19 protein-coding genes are annotated in these 23,270 nt (G+C 68.0%); 14 read left to right on the plus strand and 5 right to left on the minus strand.

Features of this window, described 5'->3' with window-relative positions:
- Nucleotides 1-88: 88 nt before the first annotated feature.
- From C1Y63_RS00165 to pyk, 10 genes are all read left to right on the plus strand, one after another.
- Nucleotides 89-991 carry an inositol monophosphatase family protein gene (locus C1Y63_RS00165; RefSeq protein ID WP_106014441.1) on the plus strand — a complete coding sequence of 301 codons (903 nt, stop codon included), beginning with the start codon at nucleotides 89-91 and terminating at the stop codon, nucleotides 989-991.
- A gap of 185 nt (nucleotides 992-1,176) precedes the next feature.
- Nucleotides 1,177-1,953, plus strand: coding sequence for an imidazole glycerol phosphate synthase subunit HisF (gene hisF / locus C1Y63_RS00170; protein WP_106014442.1), 777 nt, complete (start codon nucleotides 1,177-1,179; stop codon nucleotides 1,951-1,953).
- Nucleotides 1,950-2,351 carry a phosphoribosyl-AMP cyclohydrolase gene (gene hisI, locus C1Y63_RS00175; protein ID WP_106014443.1) on the plus strand — a complete coding sequence of 134 codons (402 nt, stop codon included), beginning with the start codon at nucleotides 1,950-1,952 and terminating at the stop codon, nucleotides 2,349-2,351. The genes hisF and hisI overlap by 4 nt, the downstream gene beginning before the upstream one ends.
- Nucleotides 2,352-2,433: 82 nt before the next feature.
- Nucleotides 2,434-2,574, plus strand: coding sequence for a hypothetical protein (locus C1Y63_RS12620; protein WP_158256039.1), 141 nt, complete (start codon nucleotides 2,434-2,436; stop codon nucleotides 2,572-2,574).
- Nucleotides 2,575-3,392: 818 nt separating this feature from the next.
- A complete protein-coding gene (locus C1Y63_RS00180) occupies nucleotides 3,393-4,094 on the plus strand; it encodes a TIGR02234 family membrane protein (RefSeq protein WP_106014444.1) in 702 nt (233 codons plus the stop codon).
- Between the two features lie 322 nt (nucleotides 4,095-4,416).
- Entirely contained in the window at nucleotides 4,417-5,235 is an 819-nt protein-coding gene (gene trpC / locus C1Y63_RS00185) for an indole-3-glycerol phosphate synthase TrpC (protein ID WP_106014445.1), read from the plus strand.
- Nucleotides 5,236-5,396: 161 nt separating this feature from the next.
- The gene (gene lgt / locus C1Y63_RS00190; RefSeq protein ID WP_106014446.1) at nucleotides 5,397-6,380 is read left to right on the plus strand and encodes a prolipoprotein diacylglyceryl transferase; all 984 of its coding nucleotides are present in this window, start codon (nucleotides 5,397-5,399) and stop codon (nucleotides 6,378-6,380) included.
- 352 nt (nucleotides 6,381-6,732) lie between these two features.
- Nucleotides 6,733-7,512, plus strand: a complete 780-nt coding sequence (locus C1Y63_RS00195; protein WP_233195499.1) for an AzlC family ABC transporter permease — start codon at nucleotides 6,733-6,735, stop codon at nucleotides 7,510-7,512.
- A gap of 7 nt (nucleotides 7,513-7,519) precedes the next feature.
- Nucleotides 7,520-7,924: an AzlD domain-containing protein gene (locus tag C1Y63_RS00200; RefSeq protein WP_158256040.1), complete on the plus strand. Its 405-nt coding sequence runs from the start codon at nucleotides 7,520-7,522 to the stop codon at nucleotides 7,922-7,924.
- 446 nt (nucleotides 7,925-8,370) lie between these two features.
- On the plus strand, nucleotides 8,371-9,888 hold the full coding sequence (gene pyk, locus C1Y63_RS00205; protein WP_106014561.1) for a pyruvate kinase: 1,518 nt from the start codon (nucleotides 8,371-8,373) through the stop codon (nucleotides 9,886-9,888).
- A gap of 251 nt (nucleotides 9,889-10,139) precedes the next feature.
- Here the strand turns inward: pyk and C1Y63_RS00210 are convergent, their stop codons facing one another.
- A complete protein-coding gene (locus C1Y63_RS00210; RefSeq protein WP_146128809.1) occupies nucleotides 10,140-11,348 on the minus strand; it encodes a hypothetical protein in 1,209 nt (402 codons plus the stop codon).
- A gap of 328 nt (nucleotides 11,349-11,676) precedes the next feature.
- Nucleotides 11,677-14,082, minus strand: coding sequence for a glycogen/starch/alpha-glucan phosphorylase (locus C1Y63_RS00215; RefSeq protein WP_106014449.1), 2,406 nt, complete (start codon nucleotides 14,080-14,082; stop codon nucleotides 11,677-11,679).
- Between the two features lie 592 nt (nucleotides 14,083-14,674).
- Here C1Y63_RS00215 and C1Y63_RS00220 point away from each other — a divergent pair.
- Nucleotides 14,675-15,136: a DIP1984 family protein gene (locus tag C1Y63_RS00220; protein WP_106014450.1), complete on the plus strand. Its 462-nt coding sequence runs from the start codon at nucleotides 14,675-14,677 to the stop codon at nucleotides 15,134-15,136.
- Nucleotides 15,137-15,553: 417 nt separating this feature from the next.
- Here the strand turns inward: C1Y63_RS00220 and C1Y63_RS00225 are convergent, their stop codons facing one another.
- Both C1Y63_RS00225 and C1Y63_RS00230 read right to left on the minus strand, forming a co-directional pair.
- Entirely contained in the window at nucleotides 15,554-16,849 is a 1,296-nt protein-coding gene (locus C1Y63_RS00225; protein WP_106014451.1) for an amidohydrolase, read from the minus strand.
- A 171-nt stretch (nucleotides 16,850-17,020) separates the two neighbouring features.
- The gene (locus C1Y63_RS00230; protein ID WP_106014452.1) at nucleotides 17,021-18,364 is read right to left on the minus strand and encodes a DUF4921 family protein; all 1,344 of its coding nucleotides are present in this window, start codon (nucleotides 18,362-18,364) and stop codon (nucleotides 17,021-17,023) included.
- A gap of 108 nt (nucleotides 18,365-18,472) precedes the next feature.
- Here C1Y63_RS00230 and C1Y63_RS00235 point away from each other — a divergent pair, with 108 nt between their 5' ends.
- Nucleotides 18,473-18,871: a hypothetical protein gene (locus tag C1Y63_RS00235; protein WP_106014453.1), complete on the plus strand. Its 399-nt coding sequence runs from the start codon at nucleotides 18,473-18,475 to the stop codon at nucleotides 18,869-18,871.
- Nucleotides 18,872-18,978: 107 nt separating this feature from the next.
- Here the strand turns inward: C1Y63_RS00235 and C1Y63_RS00240 are convergent, their stop codons facing one another.
- A complete protein-coding gene (locus C1Y63_RS00240; protein WP_158256041.1) occupies nucleotides 18,979-20,073 on the minus strand; it encodes a glycerate kinase in 1,095 nt (364 codons plus the stop codon).
- Nucleotides 20,074-20,468: 395 nt separating this feature from the next.
- Here C1Y63_RS00240 and C1Y63_RS00245 point away from each other — a divergent pair, with 395 nt between their 5' ends.
- Both C1Y63_RS00245 and gdhA read left to right on the plus strand, forming a co-directional pair.
- Complete coding sequence (locus C1Y63_RS00245; protein WP_106014455.1) at nucleotides 20,469-21,644, plus strand: triacylglycerol lipase; 1,176 nt, start codon at nucleotides 20,469-20,471, stop codon at nucleotides 21,642-21,644.
- A 174-nt stretch (nucleotides 21,645-21,818) separates the two neighbouring features.
- Nucleotides 21,819-23,162, plus strand: a complete 1,344-nt coding sequence (gdhA, locus tag C1Y63_RS00250; RefSeq protein WP_106014456.1) for an NADP-specific glutamate dehydrogenase — start codon at nucleotides 21,819-21,821, stop codon at nucleotides 23,160-23,162.
- Nucleotides 23,163-23,270: the final 108 nt, after the last annotated feature.

Genomic DNA, 23,270 nt, shown 5'->3' on the forward strand with positions numbered 1-23,270 from the left:
CCGCCGACCACGTGGTGCGGAGCCGGGCCGCAGGCCCGGGGATGCGCGGTGGGCACCTCGAGACTCGAAAGTGACGTGAACCCCGGCCATGGCCCCTTCCGCTTCACCCCCGCAGGACGCGCTCAGCGCAACCCAGCTGGAGGACCTCCGCCAGGCCGCCTGTGCTGCGGCGCGCACCGCAGCGGAGACGTTCATCTCCGCCCGCGCCAGCTGCACCATCGAGGTCACAAAAGCCGACGGCGGCTTCGCCACCGGCGCCGACCTGGCGATCGAACGCCACCTGCGCAGCCTGCTGGAACCTACCGGGATCCCCGTGTGCGGGGAGGAACTCGGCGGGGAGGGAGCCGCCACCTACTGGATCGTCGACCCCATCGACGGCACCACCAACTACGCCACCGGTAGCCCCCACTGCGCCATCCTCATCGCGCTGATTTCCGATGGTGTCCCCGTCGTGGCGTGCACCGCGATGCCGCTGCTCGGCACCATGCTGTCGGCGGTGGCGGGCCGTCCCGGGGTGTGGAATGAGGGGCTGGGCACCCACGCGGGCACCAAGCCACTGCTGGGGGCGTTGGCGGAGGAACCCGCCGTGCCCGCCGCGTGGGCGGACGCCACACTCGTAGGCTTCGGTTCGATCGTGTCCCCGGCGGATTCCCGCTTCCCGACGGTGCTGCGGCACCGACTCCTCGGCGACCTGTCGGTGACGTACCCGCGCCTGCGGATCACCGGCAGCGTTGGCGTGGACCTGGCCCTGACCGCCCTGGGGGTGTTCGATGCGGCGGTGACGTTTAGCCCCCACCCGTGGGATAACGCCGCAGGCGTCCTCCTCGTGCAGGCGGCAGGCAAAACCGCCACCGACCTGGAAGGGGCCCCGTGGCGGGCGGACTGCGGCATGGGTATCGTCGCCGGCCGCGATGACGTGCACGCCACCATCGTGGACCACATCCGTGCCCTGAGCGCCGCGGGCGCTACAGACGATTCCTCCAGCGCCTAGACACCCTGGGGCAACGGCTCCCCACGCGGGGCGCGGGGGTACACCCCGGGGAGCCGGTGGATGATGCGGTGGTGGTGGACCGATAGACTTCCTCCAGACGATCCTCGCCCCCGCCGCCGCGGCGGCTGGGGATTCGTGCGAGAACTCAGCACAAACATCCAGTGTGTAGAAGGAGTGTGGACGCCGTGGGCGTTGCCGTGCGCATCATCCCGTGCCTCGACGTGGACGAAGGTCGCGTCGTCAAGGGCGTGAACTTTGACAACCTGCGCGACGCGGGCGACCCCGTGGAGCTCGCGCGCCGCTACGACGCCGAAGGCGCCGACGAGTTGACCTTCCTCGACGTCTCCGCCTCCAAGGCGGGCCGGGGCACCATGCTGGAGGTCGTGCGCCGCACCGCCGACTGCGTGTTCATCCCCTTGACCGTCGGCGGCGGGGTGCGCTCCGTCGACGACGTCGACCAGCTGCTCCGGGCCGGCGCCGACAAGGTGAGCGTCAACACGGCGGCCATCGCCCGCCCCGAACTGCTCACGGAACTCTCACAGCGTTTCGGCGCCCAGTGCATCGTGCTCAGCGTGGATGCCCGCCGCGTGCCCCCGGGAGGCACCCCACAGCCCAGTGGCTTCGAGGTCACCACCCACGGCGGCACCCGCTCTGCGGGCATTGACGCCGTGGAGTGGGCCGCCCGCGGGGAGGAACTCGGTGTGGGGGAGATTCTGCTGAACTCCATGGACGGCGACGGCACCACCGACGGCTTCGACACCGAGCTGATCCGGCTCGTGCGTGAGCGTGTGAGCATCCCCGTCATCGCCTCCGGTGGGGCCGGCACCGCCGCCGATTTCCCGCCGGCGGTGGCCGCCGGGGCGGACGCGGCACTCGCCGCGACGATCTTCCACTTCCAGCAGGTGAGCATCAGCGAATGCAAGGACGCACTCGCCGATGCGGGCTACGAGGTGCGCCGATGAGCGTGCAGTACTCCACCGGGGCCACCAGTAGCGACAATCCGGCAGATTTCGAGCTGCCCGCCGACATCGCCGCCCAGGTGCGGTTCAACGACCAGGGGCTCGTCCCCGCCGTCGTGCAGGCTACCAGTGGGGAAGTGCTCATGCTCGCCTGGCAGGACGCCCACGCCCTGGCGTACACCTTGGCCACCCGCCAAGGCACCTACTACTCCCGCAGCCGCGCAGAGTATTGGATCAAAGGCCTGACCAGTGGGCACGTGCAGCATGTTGTCGATGTGGCCCTCGATTGTGATGGCGACACGGTGCTCATGACCGTGGAGCAAACCGGTGCGGCCTGCCACACCGGCTCCCGCACCTGCTTCGATGAGCGATCCCTCATCGGCGCAGACCACGCCGACTAGACCGCAGGGTGTCCATCCCCACGCTCCGGCGAGGGGGCACCCCTCCCGCAGCCCCGAGAATCACGCGTTGAAGTGAGTGAGCATGAGTACTGACCCCACTGTTGCTGCCGCACCGGCTGCGGCATCCCAGCCCGCCGCGCGGCGTACCGCCCGCCTGGCAGCCCTCGCGATGGCCGCCGGCGGCGGGGTGATGTGGGCCCCGACTTGGCTCACCGCCAGGTGACTAATCTCATGTTGACGCTCTGACCAGCTCGAATGGGATTCGAAAAGTTTAAAAGTGTGCACTAGGGCGCGCTCAAATTGGGCTACTAGGACGCGAAGATTTGACTTTGACTCTGGCCAATCGGCAGGCGTGTGCCGTCCGTTTTACGGGCGCAAGGCAAACGGCCTTCAGCCCACGGGATGCAAGGAATCTCTTCTGGCTCACAGCCCCTGCGTATGGCCTCTTCGGAGCTCGATCCCTCTTGGGCCGTGCCGTTTATGGCTGGAAGATTGCCTCGCTGACCGGCGCCTATCTTCAAGAGAGTGTCCTCGACCAACCCCGCTGCCAATCCTTTGTCCGAGGCGTCACAACGTGCGAGGCAAAGTACTGGGCTGCATGCGGCCTCGCCTTGCCCTCGCTGTCTCTCCACTCAGTACGATAAAGCAGCTTCACGGAGGATTCCTGATAGAAGCGTTAATCAGTGTCCACTTCGCAACCGGCTCCGAGACGTTCAGGGGGCGTCGTGCCGCCCGGTCCGGCGGTGCGCCACGACCTGAAGAGTGCGTCTTGGATGAGTGGAAAATGCCAGTTGATTACGACTTTTTAGGGCCTTCAGGAGCAAAATTTGTTGTTACCGTCGATGCCTTTCCTAACCAACAATCCTTGCTGGTGGTGTGGATCACGGGGTGGTTGAACTGTGCACTAGGATGAGCCAAGTCGGGAGCGATCCCTCATCGGCGCAGACCACGCCGACTAGACCGCAGGGTGTCCATCCCCACGCTCCGGCGAGGGGGCACCCCTCCCGCAGCCCCGAGAATCACGCGTTGAAGTGAGTGAGCATGAGTACTGACCCCACTGTTGCTGCCGCACCGGCTGCGGCATCCCAGCCCGCCGCGCGGCGTACCGCCCGCCTGGCAGCCCTCGCGATGGCCGCCGGCGGCGGGGTGATGTGGGCTGCAGGCCGCATGCCCTGGCTGCAGGTGGAGATCTTCGACGACAAGTCCGGTGCCGCCACCCACACCATCAGCGGCTCGACCTGGTCGACGGAAATCGCCGCCGTCGCGTTCGTCGTCCTCGTTGCCGCCATCGCCGGATTCGCGCTGCGGCGCCTGGGGCGGAGGGTGGCGGGACTCGTCGCCGCAGTGGGCGCCGTGGCGGCCAGCTACGCGCCCCTGGCAGTGATCGCCGGGGAACCTCAGGCCGCCCGCGCCCACGCGCTGCTCACGGCAGGCACCACGGTGGGGCAGTCCGGGCAGGCCCGGATCACTGCGTGGGCGACGGTGGAGACCATCACCGTCCAGCCGGCCGGGGTGTGGCTGGCGTTCGCTGGCTGCGCGCTGGCACTCATGGGCGGGATCGTGCTGGCGCTGCGCCCCGGGGCGGATAGTGCGAAACGCTCCGCCTACGACACCGCGGCCGCCCGGAGGCAGCGCCTCGCCAGCGACCTGGAGCGCGTGGCGGACTCCCCGGAGGGCGCGGACGATGCGCCGCGGGTGATGTGGGACGCGCTGGACGCTGATATTGACCCCACCCAGCGCTAACGCACACACCGCCTCCACGGCCGTGGCAGTACGTGCTTGACGGAGCGTGTGCACGCGCGGGGTGCTGCGGCACAGTCGGGTGATGCGGGATGCTCAGTGGGCCCCGGGAGCAGGACGTATGCGCAGCCAATTTCCTATTTCACGTCCCCAGTCGATAGTGTTCTAGTTAACACTCGCGTGGTGGCGGTGGAGGATTCCCCGCCCACCACACCCCGGTGGGCACGCCGTAGTCACGGCCCCGCCCCGACAACGTCGCCCGGTGGCACCGGCGGCGGGGGAGTGCGCTGCGCCGACCGCCACCTGGAGGAAAGGGGGATGTGCCGTGACTGGAACAACGACCGTCTTCGACCTCATCATCGCGGGCGTGCGCGAAGACGTCGCCGCCCGTGAAGCTCGGGTGCCTTTCCAGGACATCAAGGCTCTCTCCCGCGACGCAGCGCCCGCCCGGGATGCGCTGGCTAGCCTCCGGATGCCCGGCTGTGCGGTCATCGCCGAACTCAAGCGCGCCACCCCCGTCAAGGGCGACATTGCCCCGATTCGCAAGCCTGCGGCGCTGGCCCGCGCCTTCGAGCGTGGCGGGGCCGCCATGGTGTCGTGCCACACGGAATCCCGCCGCTTCCACGGCTCCCTCACGGACCTCGCCGCGGTCAAGGCCGCGGTGAGTGTGCCGGTGATGTGCAAAGACTTCATCGTTGACCCGTACCAAATCCACGAAGCCCGCGTATTCGGGGCGGACATGGTGCCGCTGCTCGTGGCGGCGCTGCCCCAGGCCCACCTGGAGGCGCTGCTGGACCGGGTGCACTCGCTCAACATGACCGCCCTCGTGGAGGTCCACACCCCGGAGGAAGCCTCCCGGGCGGTCGCCGCCGGGGCCCGCGTCATCGGCGTCAACGCCCGCAATCTGCGCACCCTCACCCTCGACCGGCAGGCCTTTGCCGCCATCGCCCCGGGGCTGCCCCGCGACGTCATCAAAATCGCCCTGTCGGGGGTGCGCACCACCAGCGACCTCATGGCGTATGCCGGTGCCGGCGCGGACGCAGTCGTCATCGGCGAAGGTCTGGTCACCTCGGCGGAACCCACCCAGCTGTGCCGCCAGTTGGTGGCGGCCGGCAAGCATCCTGCCTGCCCCAGCGACTCCTAGCACCACCTCATGGTGTACCCCTGAGCCACCCCCACCTGCCCCGGCGCCTGCCGCCGTGGGGGCCGTGTGGCCTGCCTCAGGGGCGTGGGATACCCCCGCCCGTGGGGGGTTTCACCTCGATGGGGCGCACCACGGCGTCAGATAGGGCACACTAGACTGCTGTGACCCTGCATCATCTCGCACTCATTCCCTCCCCGCCCCAAGGCGTGTGGTACCTCGGCCCGATCCCGATCCGCGCCTACGCGCTGTGCATCATCACCGGCATCATCGTCGCCTTGTGGATGTCGAAGCGCCGCTACGTCGCCCGCGGCGGCAGCGCGGACATCGTCGACGAGGCTGCCATCGTCGTGGTGATCTGCGGGCTCATCGGCGGCCGCCTATACCACGTGGCCACGAGCTACCAGCAATATTTCTGCGCCGACTGTAACCCCTGGGATGCCTTCAAAATCACCAATGGTGGTCTTGGCATCATGGGTGCGGTGGCCCTCGGCGTGCTGGGCGTGTGGCTCCTCATGCGCCGCCGGGGCCTGCCGCTGGGGCCGCTGGCCGACGCGATCGCTCCCGGCCTGGTGCTCGCGCAGGGCATTGGTCGCCTAGGCAACTACTTCAACCAGGAGCTCTACGGTGGGCCGACCGATCTGCCGTGGGGGCTGGAGATCTACCGCCGTGTCGACGCCCAGGGCAACCTCGCGCAGCTCACCGGCCGCTCCGACGGCACGGTCATCGCGGTGGTGCACCCCACGTTCCTCTACGAGCTCATCTGGACCGTGATCGTCTGCGGCATCCTGTTGTGGATGGATAAGCGCTTCCGTATGGGGCACGGGTCGGTGTTCGTCTCCTACATCGTCCTGTATTCCCTGGGCCGCAGCGTCGTGGAGTTCATGCGCACCGACACTGCGAATCACATCTTCGGCCTGCGCATCAACAACGTCCTCTACGGCATCCTTCTGCTTGTCGCCCTCATCATCCTCGTGTGCATGCGCCGCACCCGGGAGACCCCGGAGGAGGTGCGCGGTGGGCAGCCTGCCCCCAGCGGGGCAGATGCGCCCACCGCCGCAGCCAACACCGCCGGCACTGCAGGTGCGCTTCAGGTAGCCGACGCCGCGGACGCACCCCGGGCGCAGGACACCCACCCGGCACCCTAGTGACCCGCTCCCGTCCCTGCTTGAGTGGGGCGGGGATGACACGCACCCACCGGCAGCGACGTGTGCTGCGGCACCGGTGGGTGCGTGCGTGTCTCCGGGGTGAGGCGCCTGGGGTGAGCGATTCGCCTCCCCCGAAGGGAGGAAACACGCTGGGGTGGCCGGGGTCTGGCACCTAGGGCGTGGGTGTTCGCCCAGGTGCGCAGGTGCGCAGGTGAGCCTTTCTGTCGGCGCGTAGTAGTGTGTGGTGGCACTCGACAACACCCCGGGGTGCTACACCCCGGCTTTTTTGTTGTCACCGTTTGCCATTGTTCGTTGGCTCATCGATCACAGGGAAGGACAGGTTCGACGCCCCATGCCGCAGACCCCACCCTCGCCACCCGGCGAGCACGACCAGGGACCGGCCTTGTGCGTCGCCGCCCCCGCCCCGGGGCGCCTGGGGGAGGACCTGCGCACGAGCGCCCGGATGATCGGGCCGATGATGCTGGGTCTGGTGCCCCTCGGACTGGCCTTTGGGGTGCTCGTGACCCAAAGTGGTTTCGCCTGGTACTGGGCGCCTGTTTTGTCGACGGTGATTTACGCCGGCTCCATGGAATTCGTCGCCCTCGGGCTCATTACTGCCGGCACCGGTCTGGTGACGGGCGCGGTCACGGCCGTGGTGGTCAACTTCCGGCACATCTTTTATGGGCTCACCCACCCGCGCGTGCATGGCTGGGCGGGTCTGTACACGGTGTACTCGCTGACCGACGAGACCTATGCGGCACTCGCCGCGAAGGAGAATGTCTCCGAACGGGTCGTCGCCATCAGTCACCTGTTGTGCCAGGCGGCGTGGGTCATCCCCGGCATCATCGGCGCCCTGGTGGGTTCGGCGCTGCCTGCGGATCTCACCGGCATTGACTTCGTCATGCCGGCGCTGTTCGCTTCCCTGGCGACGGAGGCCTACCGTGCCAGCGGCACCCCGCGGATGGTGGTGCTGGCGCTGGCGGCCACCGCGCTTGCGAGCTGGCTGGTGCCGGCCTACGCGCTGATCCTTGCGCTCAGTGTGTACGCACTTGTGGCGCTCATCCCGGGCACCATGGGCGTACGCCAGCCGGAGCCCGTCATCGTCGTCGACCATGCGCCGAAGGAGGCGTAGCCCGACCATGATGCAGTCGCTTCTTTCCCCGCATTCGTCCGCCCGCGCGTTTCTGCTGGCGGCGGACGCGCACCCCGGGCGCTTCGGGCTGCCGGACGGGGTGGACTTCTCCCACACGGTGGCCCTGCTGGCCATCATCGGTGCGATCACGGTCGGCCTGCGGGCCGTGCCCTACGTCGCGGCCGGCGCGTGGAAGGACTCCGCCCTGTTGGCGCGGGCCTCCGTGGTGCTGCCCGTCGGGTTGATGAGTGTGCTGGCGTTCCGCAGTTCCCTGTCGATGGGTTCGCCCGTGGCCGCAGTGCTGGCGCTGGCGCTGACCATCGCGGTGCAGTGGTGGCGGCGTTCCATGATGCTCTCCCTGGTGGTGGGTACGGGGGCGTACATGGCGCTCGTCGCGTTCGGGGTGGCGTAACACCGACCGTTGTTCACGCCGGATGTGTGTCGCTCGCGGAAGAGTGACCAGAGCGAGCGGTGCGCGCAGGGCACTGAGAACGGTGGCGGTGGGCGCGTGTCCCAGCGGGCTGTGGGGGAGAGCCTGTGGGTGGGGCGTGGGGAGGAGAAAAGCAACCGGAAAAACGACCGCGGGGTGCCCACCACGCGGCGGAAAAGCCCCGTCAGGCGCGGGTGTGATGAAGTTCAAACACGGGCTGTGGAGCGTGCTGGGAGACGGAAAAAACCGGCCCGACCATGCCCGGACAATGTTGGAATGTGCCCGTTTATGTGGGAAAAGCTGGTGAGGGGCCCACACTTTGATGACACGGACATCGCCCTGCGGGGTACCCGGGGTGGGCATAACCAGCGGCGCAGATGGTGGCGGAACGTGGCGGCGCGCGCCTGCCCGTCACTAGTGTGGGGGACGTGGAAAGACGAACCAAGATTGTATGTACCCTCGGCCCCGCCGTCGCCAGCAAGGAAGGCATCCTCGGCCTGGCGAAGGCAGGCATGGATGTCGCGCGACTGAACATGTCGCACGGCGACCACGCGGACCACGAGAAGAACTACCAGTGGGTCCGTGAGGCCAACGATGAGACCGGCCGCGCCATCGGTATCCTGGCTGACCTCCAGGGCCCGAAGATCCGCCTCGGCCGTTTCACCGAAGGCTCCACCTACTGGGAGACCGGTGAGACCGTCCGCATCACCGTCGACGATGTCGCCGGCACCCACGATCGCGTGTCCACCACCTACAAGAACCTGGCGAAGGACGCCAAGCCGGGCGACCGCCTCCTCGTCGACGACGGCAAGGTCGGCCTCGTGTGCGTCACCGTCGAAGGCAACGACGTGGTGTGCGAGGTCGTCGAAGGCGGCCCCGTCTCCAACAACAAGGGCGTGTCCCTGCCGGGCATGGACATCTCCGTCCCGGCCCTGTCCGAGAAGGACATCGCCGACCTGCGCTTCGCCCTGAAGCTCGGCGTCGACTTCATCGCACTGTCCTTCGTCCGCTCCCCCGCGGACGTCGAACTCGTGCACGCCATCATGGATGAAGAGGGCCGCCGCGTCCCCGTCATCGCCAAGCTGGAAAAGCCCGAGGCCGTCGACGCCCTCGAGTCCATCATCCTCGCCTTCGACGCCATCATGATCGCCCGCGGCGACCTCGGCGTCGAGTGCCCCCTGGAGGACGTGCCGCTCGTCCAGAAGCGTGCCATCCAGATCGCCCGCGAGAACGCCAAGCCGGTCATCGTGGCCACCCAGATGCTCGACTCCATGATCGAGAACTCCCGCCCGACCCGCGCAGAGGCCTCCGACGTCGCCAACGCAGTCCTCGACGGTGCCGACGCCGTGATGCTCTCCGGCGAAACCTCCGTCGGTGTCGACCCGCAGAACGTGGTGCGCACCATGGCCCGCATCGTCAAGGCCGCAGAGACCGACGGCGAGGTTCCCCCGCTGTCCCACATGCCCCGCACCAAGCGCGGCGTGATCTCCTACGCCGCCCGCGACATCGCCGAGCGCCTCAACGCCAAGGCCCTGGTGGCCTTCACCACCTCTGGTGACACCGCCAAGCGCCTGTCCCGCCTGCACTCCCACCTGCCGCTGCTGGTGTTCACCCCCAACCAGGCCGTCCGCTCCCAGCTGGCGCTGACCTGGGGTGCCCAGACCTTCCTCACCCCTGAGGTGGCCGACACCGACGAGATGATGCGTCAGGTCGACTCCCAGCTGCTGGCCATGCCGGAGTACAAGCGCGACGACATGATGGTTGTCGTCGCCGGCACCCCGCCCGGAGTCTCCGGCAACACCAACATGATCCAGGTCCACAACCTGGGCGAGCAGGCCGACAAGCCGGCCCCGAAGCCGTCCACCACCGCTAAGGTCGACGAGCCGAAGGCCGAGAAGAAGGCTGACAAGAAGAACAAGGGTAAGAAGAAGGACAAGAAGAAGTAATTCTTCCCCCCTCTTCGCCACCACCGGGTGATCCCGGTGATGGCCCCGAGTCCGGCCCCCATGCAGCAGCATGCGGGGCCGGACCTCGTTGCGGCGGCACCTCCTGCCGTGGCGGCCGCTGTCAGCGTGTGCGCTGCCACGAGAAACGCCCCCGGCGGGCACACCCCACGCGAGAGAGCGTGAGGGTAGCCCCCGGGGGCGTCTGTCTGCGCGCCACCCCGCGGTGCCGCAGGCCGCGCCGGGGAGGTGGGTTAGCGCGGGGCGGGCAGCAGGTGCTGCAGGTGCGGCCACGCGGCCGCCAGGGCGCCGACGACTGCGAGCACCACCGCGAGCAACGGCCACGCGGAACTACTCGACGCATCCCCCTGCGGGCGCGGCGGGCGGGTCACAGGCGAGGAGGACGGCGTGGTGGTGCCCTCCGGGCGGGTGGTCGAAGGCGTGGACGCCGTCGGGCGAGCAGGAGTGGGCTCTGCCGTGGGGCGCGCACTCGTGCTCGGCTTGGCGCTGGGGGAGGAGCCCTGCGACGGCTGCGCTGTCGGCGGAGTCGTTGACGACGGGGTGGTTGCCCCCGGGGTGGGCGGGGTGAACGTCTTCAACGGGCGGTGGGTGGTCGACCAGTCGAAAGGCTCCGCCGGCGGGAACGTCGGCGTGCCCGTGCGCCGCCCCGTCGGCTTCTCCCCTGCAAAGGGGGCACGGTACAGCCACTCGGTGCGCAGCACCGCCGGCGACTGCGGGGTGGTGCCTGCGGCCTCGCCGGTAGCCTCCATCGCGTAGGTGTAGGCGTGATCCTGGTCCAGGGTGCGGGCGACCGCCACCCCAAAGGTGCGGTTACTCGGGTGGAGCATGTTGTACAGGTGCGCATTGGCCGCATCCCACACACCCTTGGTCTCCCAGAGGGACTTCTGCTCCGCATAGCCGCCCCAGATGCGGGTAATCATGTCCTCGATCGGCACCTCATGGGAGGAGGTGGCGAGATTCTCCGCCTCCGAGGACACCTCGCCTAAGGCGGCGGTGGCGAAACTCGCCCCGCCGGGCCGGCTGTGCGCATACCCGCCGTGCTTGTGCGCATGCTCCACCGCTCGCTGAAGCGCGATGATGGTGAGATCCTCATCGATCGCGATGTCGAGGTACTGCTCCAGGGTGGTGATCCCATAGGCCTTCGCCACATCCCGCAGCGTCGTGGTGTTGGTAGCCTGCGAGGTATTGCCGAAGGCGGGGTTGGTGGTCCACATGTGGCGGCGGACCTCCTTGATCGCCTCCAGCCCGCGGGTGCGGGCCAGCGACAGGTCGTACTCGACCCCGACGGCGACCAGCTGATCCTGGTCGACGGTGGTCTCCACCCCGGTGACGGGGGCCGGTGCGGCACCCGCCGCAGGGGCAGTGAGCAGAGCAGTGGCCAGGAGCGGGGCGCAGCACAGCGCCCGCACGCGGCGGCGGGACAGCGGAGAGGGAAGCATCACAGGGGGATCCTTGACAGGGCGGGGGAAAAGGGGGAGGGGAGAGACGAAAAAACTTCTTAAGTGTCCCCGACGCGTGGGCGCCGGGTTTTACGGTGGGGCACTGCGGCCCACAGTAGCAATCCTGCGGCGCATGCTCCCCGGTTCGGGGGTGCCCGCCGGCGTCCACCGTGCGGCCACCGGGGCCGTGAGGGGCCGGCGTGTCACCCACCGCATGACTGCGCCGCGGCGGCGGCACCGGCGAGACATCACAGGGTGAAGAAAAGCCTGCGGGTTGTCTCCGGCACCGCCGCCGCGGCGGCGGTGGAGAAGAGATAAAGGCGGAGGTGGGCTACTTGGAGCCGTGGATCGGGGTCGGCTCCAGCTTCCACACTTCGCGGGCGTAGTCGCTGATCGTACGGTCGGAGGAGAACCGGCCCGACTCGCAGATGTTGATCCAGCACTTCCGGGCCCAGGCGCGCGGATCGGCGACGTAGTCGGCGGCCATACGGTCGCGGGCCTCACGGTAGGACGCGAAGTCACCGAGCACGTAGTACACGTCCGGGGTCTCCCAGCCGTTGCCGTCGAGCAGCGAGCCGCGCAGGTCGTGGAACGCACCAGAGTTGTCGTCGCTCAGGGTGCCGTCGACGAGGGCATCGAGGACCCGCTTGAGGCCGGGGGTGGTCTCGTAGGTGGCGTACGGGTTGTAGGTGGCCTTGAGCTCCGGGAGCTCCTCCACCTTCGCGCCGAAGATGTAGGCGTTGTCCTCGCCGACGGCGTCGACGATTTCCACGTTCGCGCCGTCGAGGGTGCCCAGGGTGAGCGCACCGTTCATCATGAACTTCATGTTGGAGGTGCCGGAGGCTTCCTTACCGGCGGTGGAGATCTGCTCGGAGACGTCCGCGGCGGGGATGATGTGCTCGGCGGGGGAGACGTTGTAGTTCTCCACGAACACGACGTGGAGGACCTTGGAGACCTCCGGGTCGTTGTTGACGAGGCGGCCGATCTCGTTGATCAGCTTGATGATGGCCTTCGCCCGCACGTAGCCGGGGGCGGCCTTCGCACCGAAGATGAAGGTGCGGGGCGGCACCTCGGAGGCGGCCACCTGACCGTCCTTGATGCGGAAGTACAGGTCCAGGATGTACAGGGCGTTCATCAGCTGGCGCTTGTACTCGTGCAGGCGCTTGATCTGCACGTCGAAGATCGATGCCGGGTCGACGACATCGCCCTGGCGGTGCTCAATCCAGGTGGCGAAGTCAGCCTTGTTCGCCGCCTTGATTTCCATGAGCTCGTCCATGAGCTTGTCGTCGTTGACGCGATCGACGAGGGTGGTCAGCTCATCCAGGTTGGTCACCCAGGCGTCACTGCCCAGCTCCCGGGTGAGCAGCGCCGACAGGCGCGGGTTGCACATCGCCAGCCAGCGGCGCGGCGTGACACCGTTGGTCTTGTTGTTGAACTTCTCCGGCCACATGTCGTGCCACTGCTTCAGCGTCTCCGCCTTGATGATCTCCGTGTGGAGGGCGGCGACACCGTTGATGCTGTAGGCGGCGTAGCAGGCGATCCACGCCATGTAGACGTTGCCGTCGTGCACCGGGGACAGGTAGTGGATGGTGCCCTCGTCGACGCCGGCGGCGTGGAGCTCTTCGCGGAAGCGGCGGTCGATTTCCTGCACGATCTCCCACACGCGGTAGAACAGCTGCTGGAAGATGGACACCTCCCACTGCTCCAGCGCTTCGGCAAGCACCGTGTGGTTGGTGTAGGCGAAGGTCTTCTGCACGATGCCCCACGCCTCATCCCAGCCGAGGCCGTGCTCGTCCATGAGCAGGCGCATGAGCTCCGGGATGGCGAGCACCGGGTGGGTGTCGTTGAGCTGAATGCAGTTGTACTTCGCGAAGTCGCTGAGATCCTCGCCGTGCTCCGCAATGTAGGCATCAATCATGGCCTGCAGGGACGCGGAGACGAAGAAGTACTGCTGGCGGACGCGCAGCACCTTACCGGCGTAGGTGGTGTCGTTCGGGTAGAGCACACGGCACAGGTCGGCGACGCGCTCCCGGTCGACGATGGCGTCGGTGAAGCGCTGGGAGTTGAAGGCGTCGTAGTCGAATTCGCGCAGCGGCTCCGCCTTCCACAGGCGCAGGGTGCCGACGTTGTCGGTGCCGTAGCCGGTGATCGGCATGTCGTAGGGCACGGCGCGGACGACCATGTCGTCGAAGGTGACGAAGCGCTTCTGTTCCTCACGGCGGATAGCGAAGGGGTAGCCGTCCTCCATCCACGCGTCCGGCTGCTCCGCCTGGTAGCCGTCCTCAATGCTCTGCTTGAACAGGCCGTAGCGGTAGAGGATGCCGTAGCCCGTGACCGGAAGGTCCTGGGTGGCGCAGGAGTCGAGGAAGCAGGCCGCCAGGCGGCCCAGGCCACCGTTGCCGAGGGCGGCGTCGTTCTCGGCCTCCAGCACGTCGGCCAGTTCGTGGCCGTTTGCCTTCACCGCGGCTGCGGCCTCATCCACCAGGTCCAGGTTGGTGAGGTTGTTCAGCAGGGCGCGGCCCATGAGGAACTCGGCGGAGAAGTAGTGCTGCTGGCGGGTCGCCTGGTAGGCGCGGGTGGTGGCCTCCCAGTTGTCGGCGATCCGCTCCATGACGGAGGCAGACAGACCGAACCAGAACTTGCGGTTCGACGCATCCGGCGGGGTGGTGCCGGAGTAGGAGCGCACGTAGCCGCCAACAGTGTCGGCAGAAAGCGGCCGCGCAGAAGTGTCAGTCATATGGGAAAAATCTTTCCGTGAATACCGAAGCCACAAGCGGGCACCGCGGCACCTGCCGTGGGCACCCGCGAGGAAGAAAAAGAGTGCGGGCTTCGTATGGAGTAGGGGATTCGCTGCGCCCCGAGCCGCACCTGGTCGAGTACATATCGACGGGGCGCTGGGGCGCGCACGTTGCACGCATCTCGTCACACACCCTTGGGTGGGCGGGTGTGTTCTCGGCCGACCGCCCCGGCACGCAGGGTGCCGGCGGGGTGTGGGGCTGTGTGCCCGGCGGGGGACGCGTGCAGCGTCACAGCACTCCAGCCTAGTAGTGGGGTGGGCAAAACACCGCCCGGGATGCCCCTTTTCCGCCCCATCTTTGCCAAAAGTCACACCAACGGATGCGGCCCCACACATCTACGGTGTCGCAGGGCACCCGCGCCGCAGTGACGACCACCACCACAAGGGGCGCGCCCCGCCGCACGCGTGCGATAGCCTCCGGGCGCGGATTCGCTGCGCGCGGGGTGGAAAAGCGTCTACCCTGTGAACCATCACACCACACCCCTGTGGGCACCACAGGGCCGACCCGTGGGGAAGGAGGAGCACGACCCCCATGAAACTCGCCGAAGCTCTCGCACTGCGCGCCGACCTGCAGACCCGCCTGGAGCACCTGCAGCGCCGCAGTGTGCAGGTCATGCGGATCCAGGAAGGCGACGAGCCGGAGGAAGACCCCCGGGCGTTGATCGCGGAGTACACCCGCACGAGCGCTGAGCTCTGCGCCCTGATCGCCCGGATCTCCCAGGTCAACGCCACCACCGCGTTCGACGACACCTCCACCATCGCCGATGCGTTGGCGCGCCGGGATCAGGCGAAGAAGGATCACCGCTTTTTCCTCGCCCTGGAGGAGGCGGCCTCGGTGCGGCAGGACCGCTACTCTCGCTCTGAGATCAAGTACGTCACCACGGTGCCCGTCTCTGAGATCCGCGCCCGCGCCGACGAGGCCGCCCGCCGCTACCGGGAACTCGACGTGCAGCTGCAGCAGAAGAATTGGACCACCGACATGCCCGAGGACTAATCTCCACTGATCGTGGTCCGTGGGTGTGCCGCGTCGCCAGCCGCTCGGCGGGAGGGCTCTTAAGAACGTCGGTAGTTTCCAGCGGGATGCAACCCCACCTCGACGGGGATGAAGTGGTCGAGGACCTTTGCAGGCCGCCCGGTGGGCCGGGCGAGTGAGTTCGATTCTCACGGTAGACAGCGAATGCCCAGAACACCTCACATACGCCACAAAGAACACATCACATTTCACAACCAGCATCCGGGGAAACGAGGGTTGGGAACGGGGACATGATCCTTGAGCGTCCCTCCCGCGACCGCAGCGCGCTGCGGCCACCCTTCGACCACGCAGTCAGGCACCGGTGCCATGAGAACACTCATGGGCACCGGTGCCTGTGTGTTTTTTGCGCGCCCCCCGTGGCGGTGGTGCGCGCGGGGGTTAGCGGGCGAGGTACGCCAGTGCCGCGGCGGCGGCCGCCTGGGTGGTGGCCGCCATGGTCGGCTCAATATCGGGCACGAACGTGCTGGTGTGGTTGCCCGGCACGAGTTCGACGACGCGGTCCTCGGCCACGGCGCGCTCCCACAGCTGCCGCGGTGTCACCCCGACCGTCCAGAACAGGTAGGGGCAGCCGAAGTGGCGGGGAATGTTGGAGAAGTCTTCGCTCGCCGTCCAGGGGGTGGCGTCCACCGACTCCTGGCCAAACACGGCGTCGAAGACGGGGCGCACCTGCGCGAACGCACCGGGGGTGTTGTCGGTGAGTTCCCCGTGGCAGGACCAGGCGAAGGTGGGTTCCTTCTCGCAGCCGGAGGCCTGCGCCTCGGCGCGGACGACGCGCTCAATGGCGGCGTAGACCTTGTCGCGCACCGACTCCGAGTAGAAGCGGCAGTTGAGCACCAGGGTCGCCTCATTGGGGATGGTGTTGTTGGTGTTGCCGGCGCGCAGGGTGCCGACGGAGACGACCGCGAAGTCGAAGGGGGAGACTTCCCGGGCGACGATGCCTTGGAGGCGCACCACGATGAGCGCGGCGAGGTAGGTCGGGTCGATGGAGAGGTGCGGCATGGAGCCGTGGGCACTGCGCCCGTAGAGGGTGATGGTGATCGTGTCGCAGGCGGCCAGGGCGGGGCCCGGCATGCTCATGACCTGTCCTGCGGGGCCGGGGACGATGTGCTGGCCGAGGCACACGTCGGGGGTTGGGATGAGGTCGGCCAGGCCGTCGTCCACCATGTTGCTGGCGCCGGCGCTGATTTCTTCTGCCGGCTGGAACAGGGCGACGAGGGTGCCGGACCAGGTGTCCCGGTGGGCGTCGAGGAGGGCACAGGCCCCCAGCAGGCCGGTGACGTGCATGTCGTGGCCGCAGGCGTGCATGACGCCGGTGGTGCTGCCGTCCGGGCGGGTGACGGTGCGTGTGGAGGCAAACGGCAGCCCGGAGGTCTCCGTCACGGGCAGGCCGTCGAAGTCGGCGCGCAGCAGCACGACGGGGCCGTCGCCGTTGCGTAAAATACCGACGAGGCCGTGGCCGCCGATGCCGGTCATGACCTCGCAGTCGAAGCGTTGGAGCTCTGTGGCGATGGTGGCGGCCGTCTGTTCTTCCTCGAGCGAGAGCTCCGGGTGGGCGTGGAGGTGTTCGTAGAGGGGGCGCTGCCAGGACAGGTCGACGCCGTGGTTGTGCAGCAGGTCGGCGATCGCAGCCGGGGTGGAGCCGGTAGGCGTGGGGGACGAAGGTGTCGCAGTCATGGCGGGGTGGGCTTTCGGGTCGCGGTGGGAACAACAGGCGGTCACGCCACCCGTGCGCGGCGGCGTGCGGCGATGACACAGAAGATAGCGAAGAAGTGCTGCCGGTGCGCCCGCACCGGCGCATGCGACGCGGGTGCGGGTCAGTGCTGTGGCTGAGAAGTATGCGGGCGGCTAGTGCTGCAGCAGCGGGTTGTACTTGAGGCAGTTGCGCTCCATGGAGCACTCGGTGGCGATCCGAATATCCGGGGCAATCGTGCCTTCGTCGCGCAGCCGGTACATGGCGGACACCATCCGGTCGCGGGCGTCCTGCGGGGAGATGGTGTTGAGATACACCTTCGTGCCGCCCTCGAAGCCCGCCAGGGTGGAGACTCGCCACTTGATGACGACCCGCCACGGCATCGGTAGATCCAGGTCGATGGGCTTGTGGTGCCATTCCTCGTTGCAGGGCACGTGCGGGCCGGCGGCGGCGTGGCAGGCGTGAATGAGGTCACTCATGGCGGCGACTTCTTCCGGCGTTTGCTTCCACGGTTCCGGGGTGGCGGACTTGGAGAACACTTCGAGTGCGGGGTAGCGGTGCCCGAACCCGGCGAAGACGATCGCGTGGGCGTTCTCGGCGATGATGAGGTTGTGGTAGCCGGCGTAGTCGACAGCCCACTCGTTGTACATGTTGGGGTTGGCGCGCAGGCGGGCGATTTCTTCCTCCGCGGTACCACCCCGCTCATCGATGGCGACGAGCTGCTTGTGCAGGTGGTCGAAGCTGGCGCCGGCGGGCTTGAGCCAGTTCTGGAAGATCGCCACATACGGGGCGTAACGGTTGGAGGCGTACAAGTCTTCCGCGGCGGCGATGGTAAAGCGGATGAACTCCCGGTGCTCGTCCACGCTGAGGGTGCCGGAGGAGGCGAGTTCGGAGGACGTGGTGGCACCATCCACAAAGTGGCGGCGGCCAATGATGATGTCGTGCCCGCCGCCGAAGAACGGCAGCGCCGCCCGCACAATGTCCTCGCGGCCCAGTGCGGCGATCTCAGCATCCGTGCGGCCCGCGGCCCGCAGTTTCGTCTCCACGATGGAGCGCACATGCGCCCACCCGCCGGGGGCGGCGAGGTAGGTGTCCATCCACTCCTGCTGGGCGGGGGTGAGCGTGCGGCCGTAGTTTTTCTCCCAGTACTCGTAGGAGACGATCTCAAACAGGTTCGGCACCCGGCGGAACAGGGCTTGCGAGTCGTGCAGCTCCTCGGGGAGCACATGGGTGAGGATGTCGTAGCCGCCGCTGCCGGTGGCGACCAGCCGGGCTTTCTCCGGCGGGGTTTCCAGCAGGCGATCCGTGCAGAAGGCGCACGTGTCCGCGTTCGCATCCGCGGGCAGGGGGTAGGGGTCCGGCAGGGTGGACGCCAGGGGGCGGTTGCCGCGGCCGGGCACCGTCCACACTTCGGTGCCGGAGAAAGGATTGACCTGTTTGATGGTGCCATCCGCCATGATCTGCATGGGGCTGCGCCGAGCGTGAAGCGAAGACGTCATAATGTCTGTCAGTCTAACCCCTGCCCACGGCCCCACCGGTGGCACTGCGCCACCGCAGGCACCCCAGCGCCGGGCGCGGTGAGGCTGCCCTCGGCTAGGCTCGTGCCCATGGCTGTTCTTCGTTTCACCGCCCTGGTCCCCACCGCTGAACGTGCGGGACTGCTCGACCAATTCACCAACCTCGCGGACGCCATGGCTGCCCGTGGCACCTTCAGCAGTGCTGGCATCACCATGGTGGACTCCCCGGCCGCAGGCGGTCCCGTGGACGCGCAGCTGCGGGAAACCTACCGGATGCAGCACGACGAGATGGACATGGAGGACGCGGAGGTCGTCGACATTGAGGTCACGCCCCATGACTACACCGGCAGCATCAACGAGCTCGCCATGTGGTTCGCCCGACTGCTGACCCCGCCGGCCACGCTGCCTGCCGAGGCCGCGCTGCGGGAAAATGATGAGCTCTTCGAGGTGGCTGACACCTACCCCTGGATGGTGCAGGTCCACCCCTAGCTGTCCGTCCCCCCGCCACGGGGGTTTCGCCCACTCCTGCCGCCACCTTGAAGGCGTGGGCGGGGGAGTGGGCGTGGGCGGGGGAGGGGCCCAGGGGAAGCGGGGTGTTAGGAGTTCTCGTCCTCGTCCGCGACCGCAGCGCTGCCGGCATCCTCAGCAGCCAGCCCCGTCAGCGCCTCCTCGGTGGCGGCGTGCGCGCTGAGGAAGTACTTAACCGCCTGCCCCAGGCCGTCCTCGAGGGCCTCGATGGTGTCGTCCTCGACCACCAGCGTCGGCACCGGCATGTTCGGGATGATGCCCGTCTTGCCGAAGGCAGCCGGCACACTACGCGCCACCACAATCATCGGCACCTGGGCGGCCGTCAACGCACCAATGGCGGTGGCGGGATTCTGCACCGACTCGGCAGTCATCTCGTCGGTGACGACGACCGCCACCACATCCGGGTGGAGGTGCCCGGCCAGATTCGCGACATACAGCGCCTGCGGGGCAATCGTGTGGGTGGCATCCGGGCGCATCCACGCCGTCGCCAAGGGCAGGCCGCCGCCCGCCCCCATGCCCGGCTGCGCGGGATCCACCCCGAGGACGTCTGCGAGGCGGTGCAGCGATTGCTCGGCGGGCAGCAGGCTATCCTCGCCCCCGAGCACCAGGAAGTGCGCGCCCAGCGCCTGCATGTTGAACTGGGCGGCATCAATGCTGGCGACCTGATCCACCCGCCCCCGGGGCACCACATGCCCGTCCGCGGTGTAGAACTGCGCGCCCAAGGCCACGAGGATGCCAGTGCCACCATCGTGGGTGCGCACCCCCTCGGTGAGCAACGCGATCGTCGTCGCGCCCCGGCTCAACGCATCCGCGATGAGCACACCCACCCCGTAGGTGTCGCCATCGGCCTGTTCGGTCAGCGGCGCGCAATCAATAACCGCCTGCAACTCGGTGGCGGTGCCCGCCACCTGTCCGTCAGCGGACTCCTCCGGGCCGAACGACGCCAGCAGATACGACGCCTCCGTCAGGCGCCCATCGGCCGTCACCGTCGGGCAGGTGATCGTCTCCCCCAGCATGTTGTCCAACAGCCGGTACGAGCAGGCACCGTAGTCAACGTCCGGATAGGCGGCCATCGTGGCATCCACGGCGGCCAGAAGCTCCGGGGTTGTCCGTGCGCCACACGACTCGAGGGCAAACATGATGGGCAAGCTGGGGGAGGTCATAGCGTGAGACACAGTCTTTCCGTTGGGCATTGGGGCAGTGCGCATCTCACCCTACCTGGCGCACCCGCCCCACCACTGGGGTGTCGGTGCGGCAGCGGTGCACCCCAGTGGCCGCCCGACACACCACCGCCGGGGCCTGACAGCGCGCGCCGCGGAAGGTAATGAGCACACACCCGCAGACGAAGCGGTGGAACAATGACCCCACGGACACCGCGACCCCCGCACACCACCGCCATGATTGCCGCGTCACACCCACACACAGGATGACTGCATGGGGTGCCAGGCACTGCGGGGCGGACATCGGATCACCGGCGGGGCACACCCCGCGCTCGGCGTAGCGCCAGCAGCCCCGGTACCGATGAACGAGGTGAGGATCAACCCCGGGAGGACCACAGATGACGACAGCGACAACAGCCCCGCGGACACCCGCGCCCCGACAGCTGCGGCACCACACCCGCCGGGTGGTGTGTCTCCTGGCCGCCGCTGTGCTGTGCGCCGTCGGCGCGCCGGGCACAGCAGCAGCCGTTGCCGCACCCGCGGCTCCGGAAGCCCAGGTGCCCGCGGTGGAGACCACCGGGGTGGAGGGCCCGGCTGCCGCCCACCTGGCGGAGGCCAAGTGGATCACCTTCACCAGCAGGCAGCAGCCGCTGAAACCCCGCGGCACGAACGATCCCGCCTGCCGGGTGGATGCCGCCCACCCCTGGCCGGTGGTCATGCTGCACGGCACGGCCGCGTCGTTCTACCAGGACTACTCCGCTCTGGCGCCGGCGCTCGTGGATGAGGGCTGGTGCGTGTTTGGCGTCGACTACGGGCAGGGGCCGGAGCCGAAGGATGGGTTCGGCTGGCAGTCGATGGAACTCAGTGCCGGACAGGTGGAGGAGACCGTGCGTGCCGCGCAGGCCACCAGCGGCGGGCAGCAGGTGGCGCTCGTCGGGTTTAGTCAAGGGGCGACTCTGGCGCGGGTGTGGATGGACAGGTTTGCCCGCCCCGGGGAGGTTGCCGCCTACATCGGGCTGGCGGCCCCGTCGCGGGGTGGCACCTTCTACGGTGCGGCGGGGCTGCTAGATGTGCTGCCGCAGGTGGTTGCCGATGAGGTGGCCTCGCCGGCGCTGCGGGAACTGGTGGCGGGCAGCCCGCTGCTGACGGGATTGGCGGACGAGCATGACCTGCAGCCCGGCACCCGGGCGTTTACGGTGGGCACCCGCTTCGACGAGATGATGCCGGAGCGCACCAACCAGCCACTGCTGGCGCACCCGGGGACCCACCTGTGGCTGCAGGATGTGTGTGACCTGGACTTTGGCGGTCACATGTACCTGCCCTACAACCCGGCGACGCGGACGATCGTGCGCACGCTGCTGCGGCAGGTCGTGGATCATCCCGTGGGGCACCAAGAACGTGTGGGGGAGGACCCTGCGGTGGCGCGAGTGCGGCAGTTGGCTGCGGCGGGGCAGCTGGGGTGCAGCCCCGTGGTGCCGGGCCATGTGATTCCGTTGATCTCGGTGGTGGATAACCTGCGGAAACTGGGCGTGCTGCCGACTCCGGTGGAGGCTGTGCGCTATCGGCTGGGCTGAGCAACTTGCGCCAATTTCTATCGAACGGCAGAATGGTATTTCGACACACCGACGTGCACTGCCCCGCCAGGCACCAGGTGCGGCCCCCAGACCACCGGCACCCGCCGGCAGAGTTGAGCCCGGCCGCCGCCGCAGGCGCAGAACACTCACCGATACTTCCCAAGGAGTAGGCACATGACCGTTGAACAGCAGGTCTCCGCAATCTACGACAAGCTCCTCAAGCGCAACGCTGGCGAGCCCGAGTTCCACCAGGCTGTCGCCGAGGTTCTCGACTCCCTGCGCATCGTCCTCGAGAAGGACCCCCACTACGCCGAGAACGGCCTCATTGAGCGCCTCTGCGAGCCGGAGCGCCAGATCATGTTCCGCGTCCCGTGGGTTGACGACGAGGGCAACGTCCAGATCAACCGCGGTTTCCGCGTCCAGTTCAACTCCGCCATCGGCCCCTACAAGGGCGGCCTGCGCTTCCACCCCTCGGTGAACTTGGGCATCATCAAGTTCCTCGGCTTTGAGCAGATCTTTAAGAACTCCCTGACCGGCCTGCCCATTGGCGGCGGCAAGGGCGGCTCCGACTTCGACCCCAAGGGCAAGTCCGACGCGGAGATCATGCGCTTCTGCCAGTCCTTCATGACGGAGCTCAGCCGCCACATCGGCGAGAACGTCGACGTCCCCGCCGGTGACATCGGCGTCGGTGGCCGCGAGATCGGCTACCTCTTCGGCCAGTACCGCCGCATGCGCAACGCCCACGACTCCGGCGTCCTCACCGGCAAGGGCCTGACCTGGGGCGGCTCCCTGGTCCGCACCGAGGCCACCGGCTACGGCCTGGTCTACTTCACCAAGGAGATGCTGGCTGCCCACGGCGCGTCCTTCTCCGGCGCGAAGGTTATCGTCTCCGGTTCCGGCAACGTCGCCATCTACGCCATCGAGAAGGCGCAGGAGCTCGGCGCGACCGTCATCGCTTTCTCCGACTCCAGCGGCTGGGTCCACACCCCGGGCGGTGTCGACGTCGAGAAGCTCAAGGAGCTCAAGGAAGTTCGCCGCGAGCGCGTCTCCGTCTACGCCGACGAGGTCGAGGGCGCTGAGTACCACACCGACGGCTCCATCTGGGACCTGGCCTGCGACATCGCGCTGCCCTGCGCTACCCAGAACGAGCTCAACGGCGAGCACGCCAAGAAGCTGGCCGACAACGGCTGCCGGTTTGTCGCCGAGGGTGCCAACATGCCCTCGACCGCCGACGCCATCGAGGTCTACCGCGAGCGCGGCATCCACTTCGGCCCCGGTAAGGCTGCCAACGCCGGTGGCGTGGCCACCTCCCAGCTGGAGATGCAGCAGAACGCCTGCCGCACCTCCTGGACCTTCGAGGAGACCGACCAGCGCCTCCACGACATCATGACCAACATCTTCAACAACTGTGCCGAGACCGCCAAGGAATACGGCCACGAAGGTGACTACGTCGTCGGCGCTAACATCGCCGGCTTCAAAAAGGTCGCCGACGCGATGATTGCCCAGGGCATCATCTAACTCGACACCCCCACGCCGCGCCCGAGTACTCCGGGCAGCGCGTGTGACCGTGCGCCCGCCACCCCACCAGTTCAGAGGAGGCGGGCGCAGTCGTCTCTGTGCCGCGTG

Origin of the sequence: Corynebacterium sp. 13CS0277 (assembly GCF_002994655.1) — a bacterium.
In the GTDB taxonomy this organism is placed as follows: Bacteria; Actinomycetota; Actinomycetes; order Mycobacteriales; family Mycobacteriaceae; genus Corynebacterium.